This is a genomic window from Lutibacter flavus (genome assembly GCF_900188355.1).
GTDB classification, from domain to species: Bacteria; Bacteroidota; Bacteroidia; order Flavobacteriales; family Flavobacteriaceae; genus Lutibacter; species Lutibacter flavus.
Genome location: NZ_FZNX01000001.1, coordinates 230,191 through 254,038, shown reverse-complemented (window position 1 = coordinate 254,038; position 23,848 = coordinate 230,191). Strand labels below are relative to the sequence as shown.

The 23,848-nt window shown below is 29.1% G+C and carries 21 protein-coding genes and 2 pseudogenes; 12 read left to right on the top strand and 11 right to left on the bottom strand.

Going from position 1 to position 23,848, the window contains the following annotated elements; translation table 11 throughout:
- Positions 1–22 precede the first annotated feature (22 nt).
- The 9 genes from CHB63_RS01065 to ppgK all read left to right on the top strand — a co-directional run bounded on the left by CHB63_RS01065 (position 23) and on the right by ppgK (position 9,972).
- A complete protein-coding gene (locus CHB63_RS01065; RefSeq protein WP_089376587.1) occupies positions 23–2,422 on the top strand; it encodes a DUF5916 domain-containing protein in 2,400 nt (799 codons plus the stop codon).
- A 52-nt stretch (positions 2,423–2,474) separates the two neighbouring features.
- Complete coding sequence (locus CHB63_RS01060) at positions 2,475–3,137, top strand: ABC transporter ATP-binding protein (RefSeq protein WP_089376586.1); 663 nt, start codon at positions 2,475–2,477, stop codon at positions 3,135–3,137.
- A gap of 9 nt (positions 3,138–3,146) precedes the next feature.
- A complete protein-coding gene (locus CHB63_RS01055) occupies positions 3,147–3,881 on the top strand; it encodes a 5'-methylthioadenosine/adenosylhomocysteine nucleosidase (protein WP_089376585.1) in 735 nt (244 codons plus the stop codon).
- 41 nt (positions 3,882–3,922) lie between these two features.
- Positions 3,923–5,881, top strand: a complete 1,959-nt coding sequence (locus CHB63_RS01050) for a BatA domain-containing protein (RefSeq protein ID WP_089376584.1) — start codon at positions 3,923–3,925, stop codon at positions 5,879–5,881.
- Complete coding sequence (locus CHB63_RS01045) at positions 5,878–7,131, top strand: dihydroorotase (RefSeq protein ID WP_089376583.1); 1,254 nt, start codon at positions 5,878–5,880, stop codon at positions 7,129–7,131. The genes CHB63_RS01050 and CHB63_RS01045 overlap by 4 nt, the downstream gene beginning before the upstream one ends.
- Before the next feature lie 42 nt (positions 7,132–7,173).
- Positions 7,174–7,500, top strand: a complete 327-nt coding sequence (locus tag CHB63_RS01040) for a DUF4870 domain-containing protein (protein ID WP_089376582.1) — start codon at positions 7,174–7,176, stop codon at positions 7,498–7,500.
- Between the two features lie 59 nt (positions 7,501–7,559).
- Positions 7,560–8,213 (top strand): alpha/beta hydrolase, encoded by a 654-nt coding sequence (locus CHB63_RS01035; protein ID WP_089376581.1) that lies wholly within the window; start codon positions 7,560–7,562, stop codon positions 8,211–8,213.
- Positions 8,214–8,261: 48 nt separating this feature from the next.
- The gene (locus tag CHB63_RS01030) at positions 8,262–9,110 is read left to right on the top strand and encodes a mechanosensitive ion channel family protein (RefSeq protein WP_089376580.1); all 849 of its coding nucleotides are present in this window, start codon (positions 8,262–8,264) and stop codon (positions 9,108–9,110) included.
- 118 nt (positions 9,111–9,228) lie between these two features.
- Entirely contained in the window at positions 9,229–9,972 is a 744-nt protein-coding gene (gene ppgK, locus CHB63_RS01025) for a polyphosphate--glucose phosphotransferase (protein ID WP_089376579.1), read from the top strand.
- Here the strand turns inward: ppgK and CHB63_RS01020 are convergent.
- The 8 genes and pseudogenes from CHB63_RS01020 to makC (CHB63_RS00990) form a co-directional block, all read right to left on the bottom strand.
- Positions 9,965–10,203, bottom strand: a pseudogene (locus CHB63_RS01020) (DUF58 domain-containing protein); the annotation flags it as partial. The gene ppgK and the pseudogene CHB63_RS01020 overlap by 8 nt on opposite strands.
- Positions 10,204–10,538: 335 nt before the next feature.
- The gene (locus CHB63_RS01015) at positions 10,539–11,645 is read right to left on the bottom strand and encodes a GH25 family lysozyme (protein WP_089376577.1); all 1,107 of its coding nucleotides are present in this window, start codon (positions 11,643–11,645) and stop codon (positions 10,539–10,541) included.
- 13 nt (positions 11,646–11,658) lie between these two features.
- Positions 11,659–11,742, bottom strand: a pseudogene (locus CHB63_RS17025) (hypothetical protein); the annotation flags it as partial.
- 473 nt (positions 11,743–12,215) lie between these two features.
- Positions 12,216–13,271 (bottom strand): alpha-pore-forming cytotoxin subunit MakE, encoded by a 1,056-nt coding sequence (makE, locus tag CHB63_RS01010; RefSeq protein WP_141107234.1) that lies wholly within the window; start codon positions 13,269–13,271, stop codon positions 12,216–12,218.
- Between the two features lie 63 nt (positions 13,272–13,334).
- The gene (gene makA, locus CHB63_RS01005) at positions 13,335–14,426 is read right to left on the bottom strand and encodes an alpha-pore-forming cytotoxin MakA (RefSeq protein WP_089376575.1); all 1,092 of its coding nucleotides are present in this window, start codon (positions 14,424–14,426) and stop codon (positions 13,335–13,337) included.
- An 11-nt stretch (positions 14,427–14,437) separates the two neighbouring features.
- On the bottom strand, positions 14,438–15,496 hold the full coding sequence (gene makB / locus CHB63_RS01000) for an alpha-pore-forming cytotoxin subunit MakB (protein ID WP_089376574.1): 1,059 nt from the start codon (positions 15,494–15,496) through the stop codon (positions 14,438–14,440).
- A 31-nt stretch (positions 15,497–15,527) separates the two neighbouring features.
- Positions 15,528–15,923, bottom strand: coding sequence for an alpha-pore-forming tripartite toxin MakABE regulator (gene makC / locus CHB63_RS00995; RefSeq protein ID WP_089376573.1), 396 nt, complete (start codon positions 15,921–15,923; stop codon positions 15,528–15,530).
- Positions 15,924–15,954: 31 nt separating this feature from the next.
- Positions 15,955–16,347: an alpha-pore-forming tripartite toxin MakABE regulator gene (makC, locus tag CHB63_RS00990; protein WP_089376572.1), complete on the bottom strand. Its 393-nt coding sequence runs from the start codon at positions 16,345–16,347 to the stop codon at positions 15,955–15,957.
- Positions 16,348–16,634: 287 nt separating this feature from the next.
- On the opposite strand from makC (CHB63_RS00990), the gene CHB63_RS00985 reads away from it, so the two are divergent.
- From CHB63_RS00985 to CHB63_RS00975, 3 genes are all read left to right on the top strand, one after another.
- Positions 16,635–17,051, top strand: coding sequence for a hypothetical protein (locus tag CHB63_RS00985; protein WP_089376571.1), 417 nt, complete (start codon positions 16,635–16,637; stop codon positions 17,049–17,051).
- 180 nt (positions 17,052–17,231) lie between these two features.
- Complete coding sequence (locus CHB63_RS00980) at positions 17,232–18,959, top strand: tetratricopeptide repeat-containing sensor histidine kinase (RefSeq protein WP_176420177.1); 1,728 nt, start codon at positions 17,232–17,234, stop codon at positions 18,957–18,959.
- 1 nt (position 18,960) lies between these two features.
- Positions 18,961–19,695, top strand: a complete 735-nt coding sequence (locus CHB63_RS00975) for a LytR/AlgR family response regulator transcription factor (protein ID WP_089376569.1) — start codon at positions 18,961–18,963, stop codon at positions 19,693–19,695.
- A 458-nt stretch (positions 19,696–20,153) separates the two neighbouring features.
- Here the strand turns inward: CHB63_RS00975 and CHB63_RS00970 are convergent, their stop codons facing one another.
- From CHB63_RS00970 to CHB63_RS00960, 3 genes are all read right to left on the bottom strand, one after another.
- Positions 20,154–21,485 carry a DUF58 domain-containing protein gene (locus tag CHB63_RS00970; protein WP_089376568.1) on the bottom strand — a complete coding sequence of 444 codons (1,332 nt, stop codon included), beginning with the start codon at positions 21,483–21,485 and terminating at the stop codon, positions 20,154–20,156.
- Between the two features lie 183 nt (positions 21,486–21,668).
- Entirely contained in the window at positions 21,669–22,652 is a 984-nt protein-coding gene (locus tag CHB63_RS00965; protein WP_089377538.1) for an AAA family ATPase, read from the bottom strand.
- Positions 22,642–23,847 (bottom strand): DUF4350 domain-containing protein, encoded by a 1,206-nt coding sequence (locus tag CHB63_RS00960; protein ID WP_176420175.1) that lies wholly within the window; start codon positions 23,845–23,847, stop codon positions 22,642–22,644. Before CHB63_RS00960 ends, CHB63_RS00965 begins: the two co-directional genes overlap by 11 nt.
- Position 23,848: the final 1 nt, after the last annotated feature.

Below are 23,848 nucleotides of genomic sequence, written 5' to 3'. Positions count from 1 at the left end.
AGTCACCCGACCAACTCGTTTTATGAAAAAAGTTTTTTTAGCACTTTCCTTATTTTGTATTATTTCAATTTTCGCCCAAGAAAATAAAAAAACAGTCATTTCAAAAAGAGTTGATAATCCTCCAAAAATAGATGGTGTTTTAGATGACAGCGCCTGGCAAGCAACAGATGTTGCTAAAGACTTTGTAATGTTTCAACCTGGAGACGGAACCAAAGAACGACAAGACAAAAAAACAACCGTTAAAGTAATTTATGACAATAATGCTATTTATTTTGGAGCTACGATGTACGATGATAGCCCTGAAGATATAGCTATGCAATTTGGAGGAAGAGATCAATTTGGGCAAACTGATTTTATTCTTATAAGTTTAAACCCAAATAATGATGGACTTAACGATACGGAATTTATAGTTATGAGCACAGGTGCACAGGCAGATTCTAAAGTTTCATCAGGCCGTGAAGATTTTAGCTGGAATGCAGTTTGGGAAAGTAAAGTGGTAATTAATGATAATAGTTGGGTTGCTGAAATTAAAATACCTTATTCTGCACTTCGTTTTTCAAATTCAAATATCCAAACATGGGGTATAAATTTTATACGAAAAATAAACAATATTAATGAAGAATATGTTTGGAATTACATAGATAAAAAAATTGGTATTTTCACTCAATATTCTGGTCTTTTAGAAGGGATTGAAAACATTAAACCACCAACAAGATTAAATTTTTCACCATATGCAACATTATCTTATACAACTTTTGACGGTGAAAATAATTTTGAAACTAATTTTGGTATGGATTTAAAATATGGAATAAACGAAAGTTTCACCCTTGATGCAACCCTAATTCCAGATTTTGGTCAAACTGCTTTTGATGAACAAGTATTAAACTTAGGTCCTTTTGAACAACGATATCAAGAGCAAAGACCTTTTTTTACTGAAGGAACTGAATTATTTAGTAAAGGTGGATTATTTTATTCTCGTAGAGTTGGAAATACACCTATTAATTATTCTGATATTGAAGATAACTTGAATAATAATGAAGAAATTATTGACAATCCTTCAAAAGTTAATATGCTTAATGCCGTAAAGGTTTCAGGAAGAACTAAAGGTGGATTAGGTATTGGTTTTTTTAATGCAATTACAGAAAAAACTTCAGCAAAAATTAAAAATTTAGACTCTGATGAGATTATATCCATAATTACAGAACCTTTAGCAAACTATAACGTGTTGGTTTTAGACCAACAGTTTAATAAAAATTCATCCATTAGCTTAGTAAATACGAACGTTTTAAGAGATGGTATTTTTAGAGATGCAAATGTAACAGCACTTATATTTGATATTGCTGATAAAGAAAACAAATACAAAGTCTCTGGTAATCTAAAAATGAGTAATGTACTTGAAAACAGTGAAAACACAGCTGGGTATGCAGGTTTTTTAAGGCTTGCTAAAACACATGGAAATGTTCAGTATGGTGCTGGACATTGGCGTGCCGATGACAAGTATGATTATAACGATTTAGGTTTCCAGAGAAGAAATAATTATTCAAACTATTTTAGCTTTATATCATATCGAATATTTGAACCAACAAAAAATTTCAACAATTTTAGAATTAATTTAGAAGCAAGTACTCGCTACAGAAATAGCGGTGAATATTCTGAAAATAATTTTGAATTAGATGCCTTTTTTATAACAAAAAATCGTCTTGCATTTGGTGGAGGCATTGAAACTGGAATAGGAAAACAATATGATTTTTATGAACCTCGTGTTGAAGACAGATTTTTTAAACAAAACCCTGTATCTGAATCCTCCGCCTGGATTTCAACAGATTATAGAAAAAAACTTGCTATTGACCTGCGTGGTGAATATGCTTTTAGATATGATAGTGAAGGAAGATATATTGGAATAAACGTTTCTCCACGTTTTAGATTTTCTGATAAATTTTCAATGATTTATTCTCTTGACATTTCAAAATTAACAAATGAAAATGGATATGTTGAAGAACTTTCAAATGGTGATATTATTTTTGGAAATAGAGATTTTAAATCGGTTACAAATTCAATTTCGGGAAAGCTAAGTTTTAATATTAAATCATCTGTAGAGTTATCATTTCGTCATTATTGGTCACCAGTCGTTTACGATTCCCAATATTCTTTTTTAAATGATTTGGGAACCTTAGAAAATCATAGTTATTCAGCAAATAATGACATTAATTATAATATTTGGAATTTTGACTTAAATTATTCTTGGCAATTTGCACCTGGAAGTCAATTAGTTGCCTTGTATAGAAATACTATTTTTAATGAAGATCAATTTTCTGGATTAAAATTTCATAAAAATTTAAAAAATTTATTTAAAGAACCTATTACAAATAACATTTCTGTGAAGTTTATTTATTTCTTAGATTATAACAAACTTAAAGCTTAGTGGTTGTAATTTTAATTTAAATACGTATTTTCACACCTGTTTATTTAAAATAATGATTGACGCAAAAAATATTCATAAATTTTACGGAGAATTAGAGGTTTTAAAAGGAGTAAATCTTTCTATTAAAAAAGGGGAAGTTGTTGCCATTGTTGGGCCATCAGGAGCTGGAAAAACAACGCTACTTCAAATTCTTGGAACTCTAGATAAACCAACTAATAAAAAAAACTCTGAACTTTCTATAAACAATATTAACTTATTGGATTTAAAAGATAAAACCCTTTCAAATTTTAGAAATCAACATATTGGTTTTATTTTTCAATTTCATCAATTACTTCCAGAGTTTACTGCATTAGAAAATGTATGTATTCCTGCATTTATAGCCAATAAGACAAAAAGTGAAGCTGAAGTAAAAGCAAAAGAATTACTTGATTTTCTAGGACTTTCCCATAGAATAAATCATAAGCCAAACGAATTATCTGGTGGTGAACAACAACGTGTTGCCGTTGCTCGTGCTTTAATTAATAATCCTGATGTTATTTTTGCCGATGAACCAAGTGGTAATTTAGATTCTGCTTCTGCAAATAATTTGCACGAATTATTTTTTACACTTCGAGAAAAGTTCAATCAAACTTTTGTTATTGTAACTCACAACCAAGCTTTAGCAAATATGGCTGATAGAAAATTGGAAATGAAAGACGGAAAAATCATCAACTAAAAATAACCTATGATTGGGATTATAAGTGCAATGCAAGAAGAAATTCAGGCATTATTAAATGAACTTCAACATACAAAAACAACTGAAAAAGGGATGCGGACTTATTATTCCGGTACTCTTTTTAATAAAAATGTTGTATTAGTATTTTCTCGTTGGGGAAAAGTGGCTTCAGCTGCAACTACAACTCAATTAATTAATGATTTTAATGTTGATGAAATCATATTTACCGGTGTTGCTGGTGCAATTAACAACAATTTAAATATTGGTGATGTAGTAATTGGTAAGCATTTATTTCAGCACGATTTAAATGCTAGTCCGTTTTATAAACAATTTGAAATCCCAATTTTAAAAAAGAAATTTGTTGAAACCAAAGATGCTACAAAGCTAATTGAAGCTACAAATCAATTTATCAGAACTTATAACGATTTTATTGATCTGAAAGATTCTAAAGATTTTGATATTACAATTCCAAAAGTAATGCACGGAGATATTGCAAGTGGAGATCAATTTATTTCAAGTATTGATAAAATAAAACACTTAAACTTTTTGTTACCAACAACTATTTGTGTGGAAATGGAAGGTGCTTCAGTAGCTCAAATATGTTTTGAGTATGACATTCCATTTTCAATAATTAGAATTATTTCTGACAAAGCAAATGACAATGCCACTATAGATTTTTCTAGATTTGCAAATTCAATTGCAAGTAATTACGCGCTGGGAATTTTAAAAAACTATTTTGCATAAGTTCTATTGAATTTAATATCTTTGATAAACCATTTTGAATAATGCAGTTTAAGCATCCGGAAATTTTATACGCACTTCTGTTTCTTATCATCCCGATAATAGTTCATTTATTTCAATTACAACGTTTTGTTAAAGTACCTTTCACTAATGTAAAATTTTTAAAAAATATTGAAAAGCAAACACGTAAAAGTGCCCGTTTAAAAAAGTGGTTAATTTTACTAACAAGAATGCTTGCTTTCGCTTGTTTAATTATTGCTTTTTCACAGCCTTTTTTATCGGAATTTACTATTGAAAAAAATTATAATACAACCATTTATTTGGACAATTCTTATAGTATGCAAGCTAAAGGAGAAAATGGTGAATTATTAAAAACGATTGCACAAAATATTATTGAAAAAAATAACCAGAATAACACAAACTTATCCATATTTACAAACGATAAAAGCTATACGAATTTAGAGACCCAAAACCTTAAAAACGAACTTATTAATATTAAATATTCACCTAATAGATTAGATTTAAACACCGTTTTATTAAAATTAAACAACCTAAACAATAATAAAACCAATACTCTATACAAAAACATATTAATATCTGATTTTCAAAATATTAACCGCAAAAATAGTAATGACTTCACAAATGTAATCGCATCAATAAATCTATTAAAAGTAACTCCAAAAACATCAAATAATATTTTAGTTGATAGCCTATATATTGAATCAAAAACCACTACTGAAATTATTATAAAAGTAATTGTAAAAAGCACAAATAATATTACTGATAATGTTCCCGTATCATTATTAGAAGGCTCAAAATTAATTGGTAAAACCACTTCAAAGTTTAACAATTCTAAGCTTTCTATTATTACATTTACAGTTCCAAATTCAGATAATTTTAATGGACAAATCTCCTTAATTGATGAAAATTTAGAATTTGATAACGATTTCTTTTTTTCTATATCAAAACCTGAAAAAATCAATGTTTTAAACATTGGAAGTTCAGGTTCATTTTTATCGAAAATTTATACTAAAAATGAGTTTAATTATAGCTCAAACGAGCTTCAAAATTTAAACTATAATTCAATTCAAAATCAACATTTAATTCTTTTAAATGAGCTTGAAAAAATCCCAACAGAATTAATAAATAGTTTAAATGAATTTTCTAAAAACGGAGGTGATATTGTTGTAATTCCTTCTGTAAATTCTAATATAGAATCCTACAATAGATTATTAAATAGCTTACAAATTGGAACTATAAATTCTAAAATTGCAACAGAACATAAAATAACTACAATCAATTATGATCATCCTTTAATTATAGATGTTTTTGAAAAAAGGGTTTCTAATTTTCAATACCCGAAAACTTCATTTTTTTACAAAAGTAATTTAAGAAACGCTACTCCAATTATAAAATTTGATAATAACGAATCGTTTATAACATCTATAAACCTTGAGAATAGTAATTTTTACTGGGTAGCATCTCCGTTAAAAAATGAATTTTCAGATTTCATTCAATCTCCTTTAGTGGTTCCTGTTTTTTACAATTTTGCTAAAAACAGTTCAAAGTTCTCTAAACTTTATTATGTAATTGGACCGGAAACTAAAATAGACTTACTTACTTCAATTGGTAAAGATGATGTTCTTAAGATTTCAAATGAAGACCGTGAATTTATTCCGCTTCAACAATTATCTCAAAATAAAGTAACTATTACAATTAAAGATAATATTATAAAAAGTGGATTTTACAATGTTTTTAGTAATAACAAAAACATAAAAACGCTGGCTTTTAATTATAATAGAGCCGAAAGTGATTTAAATTATACCGATATAAATTTAATAGCTGAGAACAATAAAAATATTTCAATTTCGTCATCAATTAGTGAAGTTTTTGAAGAAATTAACAAACAAGGGAAAATCAATTGGCTTTTTAAATGGTTTTTAGCATTTTCTGCCTTATTTTTGTTAATTGAAATACTGATATTAAAATATTTCAATATATGAATCTACTCATAAAATCTGCAACAATTATTGACCCAGCAGGTCCGTTTCACAAACAAAATCTAGACATTTTAATTGAAAAAGGTATTATTAAAAAGATTTCCAACTCAATTAAAAACATCAATAATTTTAAGGAGATTTCATTAGAAAATCTTCATATTTCTCAAGGCTGGTTTGACTCTAGCGTATGTTTTGGCGAGCCTGGCTTTGAAGAACGTGAAACTATTGAAAACGGATTAAACACCGCTGCTAAAAGTGGATTTACTGCAGTTGCTGTGAATCCAAATACAAATCCTATTGCTGATAATAAATCTGCCATAGAATTTATAAAAAATAAAGCCAATGGTTTTGCAACAGCACTTTATCCAATTGGAAGCCTAACAAAAAATGCTAAAAGTGAAGACCTTGCAGAATTATACGATATGCAAAACTCTGGAGCTATTGCTTTTGGAGATTATAATAAACCCATTTCAAACGCTAATTTATTAAAAATAGCTTTGCTATACGCTCAAAATTTTGATGCACTTGTACTTAGTTTCCCTCAAGATAATTCTATTGCAGGCACTGGTTTAGCAAATGAAAATATTAACAGTACAAAACTTGGTTTAAAAGGAATCCCAACTTTAGCTGAAGAGTTACAAGTGGCTAGAGATTTATTTTTGTTAGAATATACAGGCGGAAAATTACATATTCCTACAATTTCAACTAAGAAATCAGTTAAACTTATTAAAAACGCTAAAAAGAAAGGTCTTAATGTAACCTGCAGTGTTGCTGCGCATCATTTAGTTTTATCTGATGATGAATTAAAGGAATTTGACACCAAGTCTAAAGTAATGCCGCCATTGAGAACTTCAAAGGATATTAAAGCACTTTTAAAAGGTTTAAAGGATGGTGTTATAGATATAATTACAAGTGATCATAATCCTATTGATGTTGAACACAAAAAAGTTGAATTCAATAATGCTAAATTTGGAACAATTGGATTGGAAAGTCTTTTTGGAGCATTAAATAAAGTAGTTGAACTGGAAACATTAATTAATTGTTTAACAACAAACCCTAGAAACAGATTTAATATTGAAAATTCGTCAATTAAAGAAGGTGAGAAAGCAAATATTACCCTCTTTAACCCTGATTCTGAATATGAATTTAAATTAAATAACATACTTTCAACTTCAAAAAATTCAATATTTTTAAATAAAAAATTGAATGGAAAAGTTTATGGAGTGATTTCAAACAATAAATTAGTGCTGTAATTGTATATATTTACAATTACTAAAACTATTAAAATCAAAAAAATGGAAAATCAAACAGTAAAAGAAGGGAAATCAATGGCAATTATATCCTATTTTTGGTGGATAGGATTAATTATTGCTTTTATTATGAATAATAGCAAAAGAAATACATTTGCATCATTTCACATTAGACAAATGATAGGTTTATTATTGCTTAACGTTGGTGTAAGTTTAATTTATAAATATGTTGGCTCCTCTGTTGGAATGCTATTAGGGCTTGGTACATTTGTACTTTGGGTAATAGGGTTAATTGGTGCCTTTCAAGGTGAAGAAAAAAGAGTTCCGCTAATTGGAGATTTATTTCAAGATTGGTTTAAAGGAATTGGTTAACAAATTATAAAATATTATTTTTGAAGTCGTGCCTAAAGCGCGACTTTTATTTTTAAAAAATGGAAAAATTATCATTAGAATATATTGTAAGAACACCAAAAGTAACCTCTGAAAAAACTTCGCTATTAATTTTATTACACGGTTATGGAAGTAATGAAGAAGATTTATTTTCATTTTCAAGTGAACTTCCAGAAGATTTATTAATTGTAAGTGCCAGAGCACCAAAAAGTTTAGGCTTTGGGAGTTACTCTTGGTACACCATAAATTTTACAGCTTCTGAAGGAAAATTTTCTGACATTCCTGAAGCAATTGAAGCACGTGAATTAATTGCTACTTTTATAGCTGAAATTCAAGAACATTATAAGATTGCGCCATCAAAAACATTTCTTTTAGGCTTTAGTCAAGGAACTATATTAAGTTATTCCGTAGCACTAAATTACCCTGAGAAAGTACAAAAAATAATTGCATTAAGTGGATATGTTAATGCTGAATTATTACCTAAAAACCTTGAAATCAAAGATTATTCTAAATTAGATTTCTTTATTTCACACGGTACAGTAGACCAGGTAATACCTGTTGAATGGGCGAATAAAGCACCCGAATTTTTAAAGCAATTACAAATAAAACATTGTTATCAAGAATATCCTGTGGGACATGGAGTTGCTCCAAAAAATTTCTTCGATTTTAAAAATTGGATTGAAGAAAGACTCTAATTTTGGTTGATTATTATTAGTATTTTTTAATTAACACAACAAATCAAAATGGAAACAATAAATAACATATTAAATTTTGAATTATTTAGTTTAGGAGAATACACAATAAAAGTATCAAAATTGGTAACTATTTTATTAATATTTATGGTTACCAAATTAGTTTTATGGCTAATTAACAAGGCGCTATTTCGAAAATATACAACTCTTGACTCCGGCACATCTTATGCCCTATTTAAAATTATAAAATATGTAATTTGGGTAGTTGCTATTGCCTTTATATTCGAAAATATTGGGATTAAAGTTACCATATTATTAGCTGGTTCTGCTGCATTATTAGTTGGAGTAGGTTTAGGATTGCAACAAACTTTTAATGATATTATTTCAGGAATTATCTTGCTTACAGAAAGATCTATAAAAATTGATGATGTATTAGAAATAGATAATGATGTTGTAAAAATACTGAGTATTGGCTTAAGAACTTCAAAAGCTTTAAATAGAGATGATATTACTATAATAATTCCAAATTCATTAATAACAACTAGTAAAGTAATTAATTGGAGCCATCAATCTCAAAAAACAAGATTTCGAATTGATGTTGGTGTTGCCTATGGTAGTGATGTGGATTTAGTTATAAAAACTTTAGAAGAAAGTGCTTATGAACATCCTGATATTACAAATAGAGATCTTGTTGAGGCTAGATTAATGCATTTTGGAAATTCATCTTTGGATTTTGAATTATTATTTTTTAGCAAAAATATATTTAGAATTGGAAAAGCTAAAAGTGATATTAGAAGAATTATCAATAAAAAATTTAACGAAAATAATATTCAAATTCCATTCCCTCAAATGGATTTGCATTTTAAATCAAAAAGTGCTGATATAGATAGAATAATTTGATAAATACTCTTAAAAAGGCTTAAACAAAAAGAATTAAAGATTAAAAAGACTTTGTTAAATTATAATTTATTCGATAAATATTAAATAAATTACAGCTTTTAAAAAAATAAAAATACTTATGAAAATTTTAGGAATTGATATTGGTGGAACAGGAATTAAAGGAGCTATAGTTGACACAGAAACTGGTAATTTAACTACTGAAAGACATAGAATAGCTACACCAAGACCAGCAACTCCAGAAAAAGTTGCGAATGCAATTCAAAGAATGGTAAAGCATTTTGATTGGAAAGGCGAAGTTGGATGCGGTTTCCCTACTCCACTTCAACATGGAAAATGCTTAACTGGAGGAAATTTACACGAAGATTGGAAAGGCGTACAAGTTGATGAACTTTTTGGAAATAAAACTGGTAATGAATATTCTGTAGTAAATGATGCAGATGCCGCTGGGCTTGCAGAAATAAGTTTTGGAGCCGGAAAAGGTAAAATGGGTGTAGTAATTATGATAACTTTAGGAACTGGAATTGGCTCTGGTGTTTTTTTAGATGGTAAATTATTACCAAATACTGAACTCGGACATGTACTTTACAAAAATGGAGAAATATTTGAAAAATATGCTGCTGACTCCGTAAGGAAAAGTGAAAAATTAACCAGAAAAGAATGGGGAAAAAGATTGCATAAATACTTTAAGCATATCAACTTAATTTTATCTCCAGATTTATTTATTATTGGTGGTGGAGCAAGTAAAAAGTTAGGGAAATTTGTTGATCAAATTAAAATTGATACTCCAATTGTTGCTGCAGAAGCAGAGAACGAAGCCGGAATTATTGGTGCCGCTATGGCTGCCAATTTCCATATTAAATAAAGCCTTTGGCTTTTAATTCTAAATATTTATTAATTACATTAACAGTAAGGTTTTTAGGTTTTGTTAAAATTCCATAAATACCTTTACTTTCTAATTCTTTAACTATTAACCTTTTTTCATAAGTAAATTTTTCTGCTATAGTTTTATGATAAATTGTTTGTAAATCTTCAGCATTTTCGTTGATAAGTTCGTCCATTCTGTATTTTCAAAAAACACAACCACTAATAAATGTTACTTTGAAATGGCTTTTAAAATGTCTAAAACTGATTTAAAAACCCGTTCTATTTATCATAGATTAAGAAGTCGAATTGAGGAACATATTTGTTTATCATTTGCCACATACACCACTTACAAAGAACTAGAAAGAGTTTTGAAAAACATTTTAAAGGTATACTATAGCGGAAAACAGAAGTGCTAACTCTATTTTCATCTACAAAAGGGAACTTAAAAAAGTTATTCTGAATATTGTATTTATTGGTTAAAAAAGAATTACTAAATACTACGTTTAATTGATTTACACTAATCCTTTAAATTGAAATATATTTAAAACTATTATTTCTTAGCTTTTAATTTTTATATAAATCCTTTATATCTCCATAAAATATATCTAAATCTTCTTTAGTAGATTTAAAATGATAATTTTCACTTTTTTGCCAAATTTTAAACCCTTTATCTTGCCATGTTTTTGGCAGAATAGGTTGGTTTTTTGAAGTGTACTCACCTAACCATAAAGGGTATTTTGAAAAAGCTTTATCTTTTAAGTACATATTTGCAAAGTACAGATTTGTATATAGCATTGGTATACGCTTCGTTTCTTTTTCTATATGTTCTAAAAATTTAAGAACATCTTTTTGAAGCTTTTCTATATTGATTTGCTTTGTTGTTGAAAGGCTACCATCCTCAATATCAATAATTGGAGCAATGTCATTAGTTCTCCATACGCCCACAACGCTTAAATAATGATTAGCCTGCTTAATAGGTGTTGAGTCATCTTCATAAAAATGATAAGCACCACGTATTAATTTTTTATTTTTTAAACTTTCCCAATTCGAATTGAAATAAGGATCTCTAAAATGTTTTCCTTGTGTTGCTTTACAAATCACAAATGAAATAGAATCAATTTGGGAAATTTCATCTACAATATTTCCATTATGATGCGAAATATCTAATCCATGATACGTAATAATTTCTGGTTTAATACTATTTACTAAGGTGTCAATTTTTTTTGGTGTCTCCTTTAAAAGTTTTAATTTATTATCAATTAATGATAATTGTTCTTGAATTTTAGTGTTTGAAGATGAAATTTGGTCAAATTTTGCTTCATTTTTTTTTGAGCTATGAATGTTGTAATACAACATTCCAGAAAGTAATATAATTATAAAAGTTGTAATTGCAGTTAGAATCCATTTTTGAGAATGCTGAACTCTATCTTCTTTTGTTTTAAAATCATTTTTTACAAGTTCTTTGCATTTTTCCGATACCAAAATAATACCAGTTAGATTTTTATCTAATGAATGATAAGTATTCAAATCAAAAAAAGCACCTTGATAAATTACATTATTTTCTTTATCAGAAATAAATTCAGGTTTATTGGTATAATCTCCTCTCTCATTTAAAACAATTTTTCCATTTCCAGGAATTGGATTCTTAAAACCATCTTGTATAAAATACATAGACTGTTCCTTTTTTACATTTGGAGGCAGCAATAATACCTTTTCCAAGTGAAGAAGTAACCCCACCAGTTACAAAAACGTATTTTGTATTTTTCATTAATCTTAGGTTTGGGCAAAAGTACTAAAGCTATTTTAGTTAACAAAAGGTAACTTGAAAAAGTTGTTAGGAAATAGGTTTATTCTAATTTTTTTTAAAAATTAGTGCATCCAAATCATGAATATTAAATATAAGCTAGTGTATTTTGAAAGTGATATATACGCCTTTTTAAAGGCGTATATACTTTAAATAAGGAAATTGATTATCATAATATTTTCTTACTAATCTTAGATTTTTTCACCTTATTTATTTTGAAGAAATATTTTTTTATAATGGTTATTGTTTTTTGTATTCTAGTTAGAATACAAAAGGATTGCACAAATGGATAAGTTACCCCATAAACTTAACTATTGCACAATCCTGTGTTTAATAGTACTATTTTAATGATGCAAAGATGATTGTAATTTAGATTGAAACTTTAAGTTTATATATTAACGGTTAATAAGCAAATATGAGTGGCTAATTATAGATAATTAACCAATGCTAACATGTTTAGTCTGGATGGTACGATTATCTAAATTTTCTGCATGTGGAATGATAGTTTTCCACTCTAAACAAGCTGCATCAAACCAAGCTTGTCCAACAACGGCTTCTTGCGCATTTTCTGCCTTTTCAGTTTTTGATATTATTTGACCTAGTTCAGTTCCTAAAGCGGACCAAGAGACTTTAAGTACTTGTAACGAGCTAGAAATTAAATTCATATCGTCTAAAGTCATTCCAGTTCCTAATAAAAGGGATTTTAGAGTAGCAACTTCTACTTGATCTTTAGATAGGTTTATTTGATCTCCAGCTATTGATTTTTGGTATCCTGAAATGGAATTTTCCATATTGGAAATATCACTTTCAGCTTCTGTAATTGAAGCAACACCAATTCCAGCCAAAATGAGCGACGCACCTAATGTAAAAGGAGCAAGTAGCACCCCAAAGATTGTTTCAAGAATCCCCTTTTTACGTGCTGTCTTTGCCTTCGAAATGGCTTCTCTGTCTATCCTAATTTGTTTTCTTAGATTTTCAATTTTTTTATTAATCTCATTAATTTCATCTTTTAATACTGATTCTTCTGCTTGTACTTTGCTAATAGTAGATTCCATATTACTGTGAATCACTTGCATTTTACTGCCAAATTCAGTCAGTTTTTGTGAATAAGCTTCCATTTGAACACTTATATTAGAAATTGGAGCTGCTAATTTTTGTAGCTGACTTACAATTTTTTCTTTCAAAGTAACCGAATAATTAGAATTCAGTTGGTTATACAAGTTATCAATAACAGTTTGGTTGTTTAAGAATTCCTGACCAGTTGTTGTCATTGTATTTAAAATAGCAGACTTAAAATATAGAAAGCCATTGTTTCGCCAGTCAATTACTAATTCTTCAGCATTTTTCAATTCACCTGAAAGTATTGGATACCAAGGGGTGTCCACCTCTTCAATATTTGATTGAATAAGACCTTGACAGGACGAATTAAGCATTAACATAGCGTTCATGCTTAAATTAGTTTCTTCTTGTATTTGGGACGCTTGAAAACTCATGACGATATTTTTTTTTAATAACCTAAGAATCTAATAAGACTCTTAGGTTTAAATGAATGATTTTTATGCTGCTTTTGGTTCTATTGACACTTCGTGCTTTTGAGCCTCAACTTTTTGATTAAGTAAAGATTGAGCGAATTCCATAACAAGATTCCATTCTTTTTCTGCTGCATCTGTAAACGTTCCAGCGATAAGAGTACTTAATGAAGCCTCTCCTTTTTCAAGCTTAGTGATAACTCCTTTCAGTTCTCCTTGGAATACACCCCAAGATGAACGGAAATCGGCTAAAGCTGCAGTAGCATTTGAGATAGAGGAAATACATAAGTTACTTGCTTGGGCTAATCCTTGAAGAGCTACAAGTTGTCGCTTATCTTGATCCATGTTTTTTATATCTTGAGCAATTTCATCATATTGCTCGTTAATTTTATGTTGCATAACTCCCCAAGTTACAGCTCCACCAACAATTGCAACTGCTCCTGCACCTGCAACAACCACTCCCGCACCAAATGTTATGAATGCTAATGCGATACCTGCAATTAACGCAAATATTCCAACTCCAACCGCTATTGCAGCAGCAGCTATTGCTTTATTTTCACCATCTATCATTTTGTGCAAATTTGAAATGGCAGTATTCATTTTGTCAATATCAGCTCTAAGTTCTACTTCAGCTGATTGAATATTTGCAGCTCCAGTTGTAAGATTATCATGCGCGGATTGCATTTGCTGCCCCCAAGTTTTCATCCCTTCACTTACCTTATCTACACTAGATAATATTTCATTTAAGGCGGCTAAAAGTGTTTCTATGAGTGCATTTACTTGCTTTACGTGGGGATCATTTGCTCCTGTAGCATCTGGATATTGAGTAGCTATATCTCTAATTTTTTGAGAAAATGCTGCATAATCTGTTCCATAGTCTGCAATGGCAGTTGGAATGCTTTGCGTTACTTCAACTGAAAGATTATCCACCCAATCTGCAGCAACTGTTTTAGCATTTACCAACGCAGAATTTAGGGAGTCAAACCAATCTGGTTTTGGGTTAGGTGCTGTAAAAGTTGTGTTTTGTACAGCTAAACAACTAGCTGTGATAATGTGCAGGGAAGACCATCCTGCCCAAGTTTGTTGATTTAGGTCCTTACTTTGATCTGTTTTTAACATAATATTTGATTTTAATTAGTTTTAAGATTTACAACGGGTCCGTATTCACGTTGGATATTTAAAATTTGTTGTGTGTATTTTAATAGATCACCCCAATTTTTATTGGCTATACTCATGGTTAAAATATCTAGAAAAGAAGCTGGATCGGCTCCAGCATTGATGGCATTGATTGCTTCATCAATTTTCGATTTTTCATCTTTCCACATTACCATTAGCCCTGTTCCATGTTTTTTGAGCGATAAAAATTGGATTTCGATATTATATAAATATTGAATAATAGATTTGGTTGCAGCTGCAGCTTGTGCCTCTTCTGAAGCTTTCATTTGAAGATTCCCTATTTTTATAAGGTCTTCATTAATTTTATCAGTATCGGAAATTATATCGTAAAATGTTTTACCAATTGTATAGGCAAGAGTTACGATTGTAAGATAAGGGACAGCTACTTCTCCTGCTGCGGTTAAAATACTGTATGCAATTTTAACATTTGTTTGAACAAAAGTTTTTCCTCCTGAAATGCTTGAACTGTCAATTTTCGATTGTAAACTAGCTATTTCATCTTGCAAATGTGTTAACGCTTCTGCAATAGCAACCATTTCTGCTTCCTCTTCGCTCAACTCTTCCCAACCTGAATTAATACTAGCGTTAAGGGCTGGAAAGACAGATGTAAACTGATTCTCAAAACCTATCAATGCATCTAAACTTTTCTTCGTATTGCTTGCACAATTACCTAATTCATCGCTCAGTGCAGAAAGCAGTGAGATGATTTGATTTTTTGATAAATTATGTATGTTTTTCTTAATTTCTTCACTGAAAGCAGCGAAGTCAGTTCCATAATTTGCAAAAGAAGTGAGAATATCTGCCCAAGAGTTTGGATAATTAAGAATCCAATTTGATCCTGCTTTAGATAATAGCTTCATTTCGCTACGAACAGCAGGAATCCAGTTTGGTTCTTCAGGGAGCGTGCCAATAAGCGTATCTTGCACACCTATTGAATACGCTGAGACTCCTCTGATTTCGTTAAACAAAGTCGTGAGCTGATTTTTAGTGGTATTTATATCTGGTGCGAACATAGTTTGGTGTTTGAAATTTAAAATGAGTTACTTATACACTTACAATAAGGTAAGGATCAAAAGTCATCGCTTTTCCATCAATAGAAAGAGTAGCGTTATACTGAATAGTTTGAGCTTTTCCTTGTACTTCTATTCGTCCTTCCCAATATTCTTCTCCAGAAAGGCCTTGTTTTATTGGGTTACAGAAATTTCCTGTAATCATTTGACCAGAAAAGCTAACAATTTCAACATCGTTTCCTGGGTTAATTGCAGATACTCGCCAGTTTATGATCTGACCGTCTTTACATGCTGTCTTCAATTCTGCTTGTCCTTCATTACCTGACCCAACATACTTGTTAGTATCAATTAAGTAAATGTTTGAAGTAAGATCATTACTTGCCAATGCTCCTTGGGTGTCTACCACCATTAAAATGTCAATTTGTTTCATAATTTCAGTTTTAGATTTATAATTAGTGTGTTTATACTACTTTAATGAATGCGTCGAAACTCATAGATTTACCGTTAATTGATAGCGCTAAGGTGTATTTGTATTGTCCAATACCTCCACGGCTTTGGACTTTTCCTTTCCAAGTTTCAGCGCCTGGAATTCCTTGTTTTTGTGGAATGCAAATTTTAGAAGTAATCAACTGGCCAGAAAAACTGACAATGTTTACTTGATTACCAGGATTGACACTTGTTATTCCCCAACTCAACCCTTGTCCATCTTGACAGACTGTTACTAGTTGAGATGTTCCTTCATTCCAAGAACCTTCATAGCCATTTGTATCTACAATGTATGCGTTGTTTTTAAGATTTCCAGATGCAGTTGCACTTAAACAATCGATAATAACTAAAACGTCAATAGTTCTCATAGTACATAGTGTTTTTTTATAAACTCTTCAAAAAATAGTAACTCCAAAAGTTTTTTTTAAATTTTTCTTGACTTCGATTTGGTCTCACAAATAAGTTTCGGATTATTTATTAAGGTAAAGATTGGTTAAATTCAGAAAGTAAATTGAGTTTATTGATTAGGTGGTTATAAAATAAGTATAAGTGGTAATTATTTAATTTTCAAAGGAATAATAGTCGAAGATATTTTCTTAAATATTTTTGCTTATATTTCAAGTCTTAAAAAAATACTAACCTAAAAATTTAAAAAATGGATAATGAATTGCTGAATGAAACAATTACTAAGAAATTAATTATTAGTGGCCTAAATGATGTTTCGTCATCAGAGCCGTATGTGACATTTGCCTTAAATGAAACCGGAGATTATAACAATACAGTTAATATACTGGTATTTATACCTTCTTCTGTTAAAAGCTTTGATGTACTTGGTCCAGGAAATAAAGAAAAAGTAAAAACGGATAATGGAAATGTAGTTACAAGAACTATAACAATAAAATGGGAGGATGATGTTAAGCCTACTGTTGAACCACATGACCTTTGGTCTGTTGTAGTGAATTATAATGCTGCATCTAGTAAGAAAAAGGATAATATTATTCGTGTAATTTACGAATATGGCGATCCGGAAACAACTAGAGGAACGGTTACTACTACAGGAAATCCAAATTAAAAAACTTGTATAATTTTGAAGTTTTGAATAGTAAATTCGAAAGTTATAATTTATTAATGAAGCATTTTTATGCCTTTAATTACTTACAATAATTTCTTTTTTCTCAGTGGCTTAAGATTTGTTTTAATTCTATCTATTCTTGTTAATACTAGATTCAGTATTGCGCAAAATCAGGATTTGGTGTCAGATTTATTTAAAAATGAATTAGAGAAAGTTTGTTTAGTTTGTAAAAACCCAAATAAAGAAATACACTCAAATATTTTTATGGAGTTTCATAAAGCACATGATTTTTTTTCAAAAAGTGAAATTGATTCTTCTTATATTTATGCAACTAAGCTTTTAGAGAACAAATCTTTTAAAAAAAAGGATATAAATTTTATTCTTTATGTGTTAAAAGGTCGCGTATTAACTGAGAAAGCATTGTATAATGCTGCCGAAGGTATTTTACAAGAGGCTATAATAATTGGAGAAGATATTAATAATGTTTATACGACTAATTTATATGCAATTCTTGGTAGAATCCATGTTGAACAAAAGGAGTTTAACAAAGCTGTAAAAATTTTAGAAAACTGGAAAAAATCTTATAATAATGAAAACACAGAGAATAGCCGTATTAATGTTCATAATTTGGGTGTTAGCTATTTGCATTTACAAAATTTTAACAAAGCAGAGATAAATTTAAAGGAGAGTTTTAACTTTAATGAGGAAGCTAAAGATACGTTAGGTTTAGCAAGATCTTGTTTAGATTTAGCAAACTTATACTATGTTCAGTATAAAGATGCAATTGCCTTAAGATATTTTGAAAAAGGATTAGCTTTTGCTGAAAAAACTACAAATCTTCCCTTATTACAAAACGCTTATTTGAATTTAGCTATTGTTGAGGAAAACAATAAGAATTATGGGAAATCTTTAAATTATAGAAAGGGCTTTGAAAAAATTAAAGATAGTATTTGGAATAAAGATCAGGTATGGAAACTAGCCGAAAAAGACAAAGAAATAACCTTAGCCGTTAAGGACAAAGAAATAAAAACTCTTGAATTATCTAGTGAACTTCAGAAGGAACGTTTACAAACAGCACAATTAAGAAATATAATTTATTCCAGTATTGCCATTTTCTTTTTAATAATTATCATTTTAAGTGTTTTTACAAACTTTAAAATTAGAAAAAAGAACAGAATTATTTCTATTCAAAAAGATGAATTGGTAGAGTTAGTTGAAACGAATGATAGATTATTTTCTATAATAACACACGATCTAAAATCTCCTATTGGTCTATTAAAAAATAAATTAATGAGAGCAATCGAAATGTTGAAACCAGTTAGCATTGACAAGGAAGAAGCAACACAGCTCATTTTAGACAGCTTTCAACTTTCAAAAAGGACACATTTATTAATTGATAATACTTTGCATTGGGTAATTGGAAACAAACAAGAACTATTATTTAGTAAAGAAAAGTTACCTGTCGAAAGTATCATTAATATGGTTCATTTTGATTATATATTTCAATTAGAAGAAAAGGAAATTAAATTTAAAAACGAAGTTGATTCATCTTTTTTTGTTGAAGCCGATTTAAATTCATTAAAAATAATTTTTAGAAATATTTTAGACAATGCAATTAAGTTTTCGCATCCAAAAAGTGAAATGCTTGTAAGTTCTAATTGTGATGAAAGTACTTGTACAATTCATTGGAAAGATCAGGGAATAGGATTTGACCAAAATACTGAAAATGAAGACTCTCATAAAGTTAATCAAACAAACAAAGATGTTTCAGGTAATATTGGTACAGGACTTGGATTAAGATTATGTAAAGTCTTGGCAAAAAAGAATGAAGGAAGTTTTGAAATAAAAAGCATTAAAGGAAAGGGAACCACAGTTTCGGTAACATTAAATAAATATAAAATAGCTTAAAATGATTAATGTATTACTTTTTGAAGACAATAAAAATGATGTTGCACAACTAAAAGCATCATTGCCAAAAAATGAATTCGAAATTGTAGGTATTAGCAGTAATTTAAAAGATGGGAATCAACAAATAAAACAATTAGATTTTGATATAGCCATTATTGATATTTTTATGGGTGATAAACCTGAAGGAATTGAATTTGCAAATGAAATAAACAATTCAACTAAACCAAAACCTTTTATTTTTTTAACAAGTTCCATAGAACAGCATATTTTTAAAAACGCTAAAAATACACAACCATTTAATTATTTAATAAAGCCATTTAATAAATTTGAACTTTTGTTTTCAATTGAATTGGCAATAGAAAAATATGCTGAACAACAAGGAGCATTTGCTGAAAAGAAAACAGTTTTTTGTAACGATTGTTTCTTTGTGAAAAAAAATAATTCTCTAATTAAAATTACTTTTGATCAAATATTTTATGTTACTGTTGATAGTCAGTATTGTAAAATGATTACTGAAAGCGGAAACTTTATATTGCAAATCTCTCTTACTCAAATACTAAAAGATTTACCTCCAGAGAAATTTATAAAAACACATCGTAATTATGTAGTGAACCTAAATATGGTAGATTCAATTTATCCAAATGATAATCTTTTAATACTTAAAAATAAGGATAAAGTTCTTTTGAGCAGGAGGCTTCAAAGCGATTTTTTTACTAAGTATCGTATATTTAAGTAGTATATAAAGTCTTTTTATTTGAAAGGCAACAACGAAAGTCAGAAATTCATTTTTTCCCTGTTTGAAGGCTTTTAAATTTATGTTTAATATATTTTTAGATATTGGAAAGGCTTGATTAGAATTTATTCTTACTAAAATTTTCATTTTAATATACTTTTAAAACCCATTTTTTTTATTAATAAAACTATGTATGATTTCAATGTAAAAGTCCTTCTCGTTCTAACATATTTTGAATTCGATAACTTCCATAAATTTATTAACCTTCTTCAAAATTGATTTTCATTCTCTTTTTTAAGTATATTATTGGTGTTTCTAGAGTAAAAGCATCTTTTTGAGGTCCCACAAAGCTCTCAGGTAATTTTAAGAAGATTTTTACTAGCACCTAACAAACAGAAGAATATAAGGTATTTCAAAACTTATAACTTAAAAGGAGTTTTAAAGGTGAAGTTTACATAATTTTAAATAAAGCCTTTGGCTTTTAATTCTAAATATTTATTAATTACATTAACAGTAAGGTTTTTAGGTTTTGTTAAAATTCCATAAATACCTTTACTTTCTAATTCTTTAACTATTAACCTTTTTTCATAAGTAAACTTTTCTGCTATAGTTTTATGATAAATTGTTTGTAAATCTTCAGCATTTTCAGTGATAAGTTTGTCCAATTCTGTATTTTCAAAAAACACAACCACTACTAAATGTTGCTTTGAAATAGCTTGCATAAATGGTAATTGACGTTTTAATGATGAAATATGCTCAAAATTGGTATATAAAATTAATAAACTGCGTTGGGTAATCTTTCGTTTAATAACAGCATATAAAAGGCCAAAATCAGAATCGGTATATTTTGTGGTTATACTGTATAAAGCATCATTAATACTATTTAAATGCGTTTTTTTATTGCTTGCAGGAACAATCTTATCTACCTTTTTAGCAAAAGTTATCAATCCGGCTTTGTCATTTTTTCTAAGGGCAATATTTGAAAAAGCCAATGTTGAATTTATTGCATAGTCTAATAATTTTAAGTCTTCAAAAGGCATTTTCATTACCCTTCCCAAATCAATAATTGAATAAATTGGTTGTGATTTTTCATCCTGATATTGATTTACCATTAATTGTGAACGTTTTGCAGTTGCTTTCCAATTTATAGTTCTAACATCATCACCGGCTATATAGTTTTTAATTTGTTCAAATTCGAGTGTGTGTCCAATTCTCCTGATTTTTTTTAAGCCAAATTCAGTTAAACGATTGCTCATTGCCAAAAATTCATACTTTTTCATTTGAACGTATGATGGATAAACTGATACCATATCATTCTCCTGAAATTTAAAACGTCTTGCAACCATTCTTAAAGGTGATGAAACATATACATTTAATTTCCCAAAATGATACTCTCCTCTTTCAACTGGTTTTACTTGATATTCAAAGTCGTATGTCTCTAACTCATTTAATTTGGCAATATGTTCAAAATCTCTTTTTTGAAACTGACTTGGTAATTCGTCAATCAATTTAACTTCAACCTTAAATTTATAATTACTTTTAACTGTTATTGGAACCGGATTTTCATCTGAATTAGAAAACTTTTCAGTTAAAATTCTGCGAGCATTTACACCGTTTTTAACACTAAAAAGTATAAAAATATCACCTATAAATAACACTCCTAATATGGTTACTAAAAACCAGGAAACGCTATATAAAATCGGAAACCAAAAGGATACCAAAAAAGTGGCTGCAATTATACTTATATAAATATAAAAGCGCTGATGAATGTATATGTTTCTAATTAGATTCAATTTTATTGTTCGTTTATTTTAGTTTATCTTAATTTTAAAGAAATAGATTCCTGCCTTCGCAGGAATGACAACAATTTTGGTCTTTGTTGGTAAAAACACTAACAATGGCAGTGAACTTTTATATTTTCCAACTTTTTACATTTCAACCTTTAAGCCTTTAAAACTTTCTAACTATTTTTAAGCCTATCTTGGTACTTCAACAGATTGTACTATTATTTCTATAACCTTATCAGTTGTCATTCCTTCCATTTCACGTTCTGGAGTTAAAATTAATCGATGACGTAAAACTGGATAAATTACTTTTTTAATATCTTCTGGAATTACAAAATCGCGTCCATTTATTGCTGCATATGCTTTTGATGCGTTTAAAACTGCAATACTTGCTCTTGGCGAACCTCCTAAAAATAAGTGAGGGTGATTACGTGTTTTTGTTATTAGTTGCGCAATATATTTCATGATTTTTTCTTCAACCAAAATTTCAAAAATCTTGTTTTTGTATTCTAATAAATCGGCTTCAGAAAGTAAGGATGAAATTAATGTTTGTGGCAATGCTCCTTTCCTGTCCTGATGTGTTTTAATAATTAAAATTTCTTCTTCTAAATTAGGATAACCAACATCAATTTTAAATAAAAAACGGTCTAATTGTGCCTCTGGCAATGCATATGTTCCCTCCTGCTCTATTGGGTTTTGGGTTGCCAAAACCATAAATGGAGGTTTCATTTTATAAGTATGCCCGTCAATAGAAATTTGACGTTCTTCCATAACTTCAAACAAAGCAGCCTGCGTTTTTGCGGGTGCCCTATTTATTTCATCAATTAACACCAAATTAGAAAAAATTGGACCTTCTCTAAATTCAAATTCTGAAGTTTTCATATTTAAAATTGAAGTCCCTAATACATCACTTGGCATTAAATCTGGTGTAAATTGTAATCTGCTAAAACCCGTATCTATAGTTTTTGCAAGTAATTTTGCAGTAATTGTTTTTGCAACTCCTGGAACACCTTCAATTAAAACGTGACCATCTGCCAATAAGGCAACTATTAGTAAATCGATGAAATTTTCCTGACCTACAATAATTTTCCCTAATTCAGCTTTAATCTGAATTACTGCATTTTTTAATTTTTCTAAATCTATTCTATTTTCAAAATTCAAATCGTTATTTTCCATATTGAATTGTTTTTTTAAATTTTTCAATCATTTTATTCAATCTAATAAGTTCTTCATTTGTAATCTGATTTCTTAAATGAATTTCATCACAAAATTGAAAGAGCTTTTCTACTTCCTCGTAAGAATTTCCACTACGAGAAGAAACATATTCGTAAAAAGTGGCATCCATTTTAGTAGTTGGAACGTGTAATTTAGTTCTTACAAATTCCAATAAGTAACTTATTTGATGCTCCGCAATATTTTTATGTTCTTGCTTTTCAAAATACATATTCGCAATAGTACGTGTAAATGCAATTGTTTGATTTTTTAATGGAGTTATTATTGGAATACTACGTTGCTTTCTCTTTCCTTCAAAAACAATAAAAAACAAGATCCCAATTAATGCCATATAATAAGCCCACTTTAAATGTTTTGAACCTAAAACATATTGCATTGGCGAAGTAATTCTACTCTTCCCTGTTTTATAATACCCATCCATTAAAATTGGTAAATCCTCTCGTAAATAAGATAAAATATTTGCAGCAAGTTGCTCATTAGGTGCATTTAAAATATTATAATTTGTAAATACCTCTGGAAATGTATGTAGATAAAAATTTCCTTTTCCAAAGCTAGTTTTTACAAAATTTATTCCCTCTTCAGTTCTTTGGTTAGCTTCATTCACATAACCAGTTATTCCTAAAATAGTTGTATTTAACGTATCAACTTTTGTAAAAACCTGATTGCTAAAAGGTCTATCAAAAGAGCATTCTTTTCCTTTAAATGCTTTATTTAAAAGTTTAAAAAAAACTTTTTCATCTAAATTTTTACTAACCAACCTTTCAGTCTCAAAATTTAAAGTGTCAATATCCATTCCGTGAGTTGAAATAAAAACATCATTACCGCGCTCAACAAATTCTATCAAACGTAAAAATTCGGCATCCCCAAAATTAAGGGCTTCATCGGCAAAAAAATAGGTTCCAACTCTTGTAGAATCTCCTAAATAAATATAAGGAGGAATATCAACTGTTTTAATTTGTGTTGATGGAAACAGGTTTTTTAATTCCTGCTCCAACACAAAAGTTCCATAAGGGATTTTATGTTTTGCTGCATAACTTGGAAACCAATTAACAGGTTGTTTTTTAGTGCTTTCAAGATAGATATAGCCTAAAATTAAAAGTACAAAAGTAACTATGTATATTTTTGTGTTTTTATCCAAA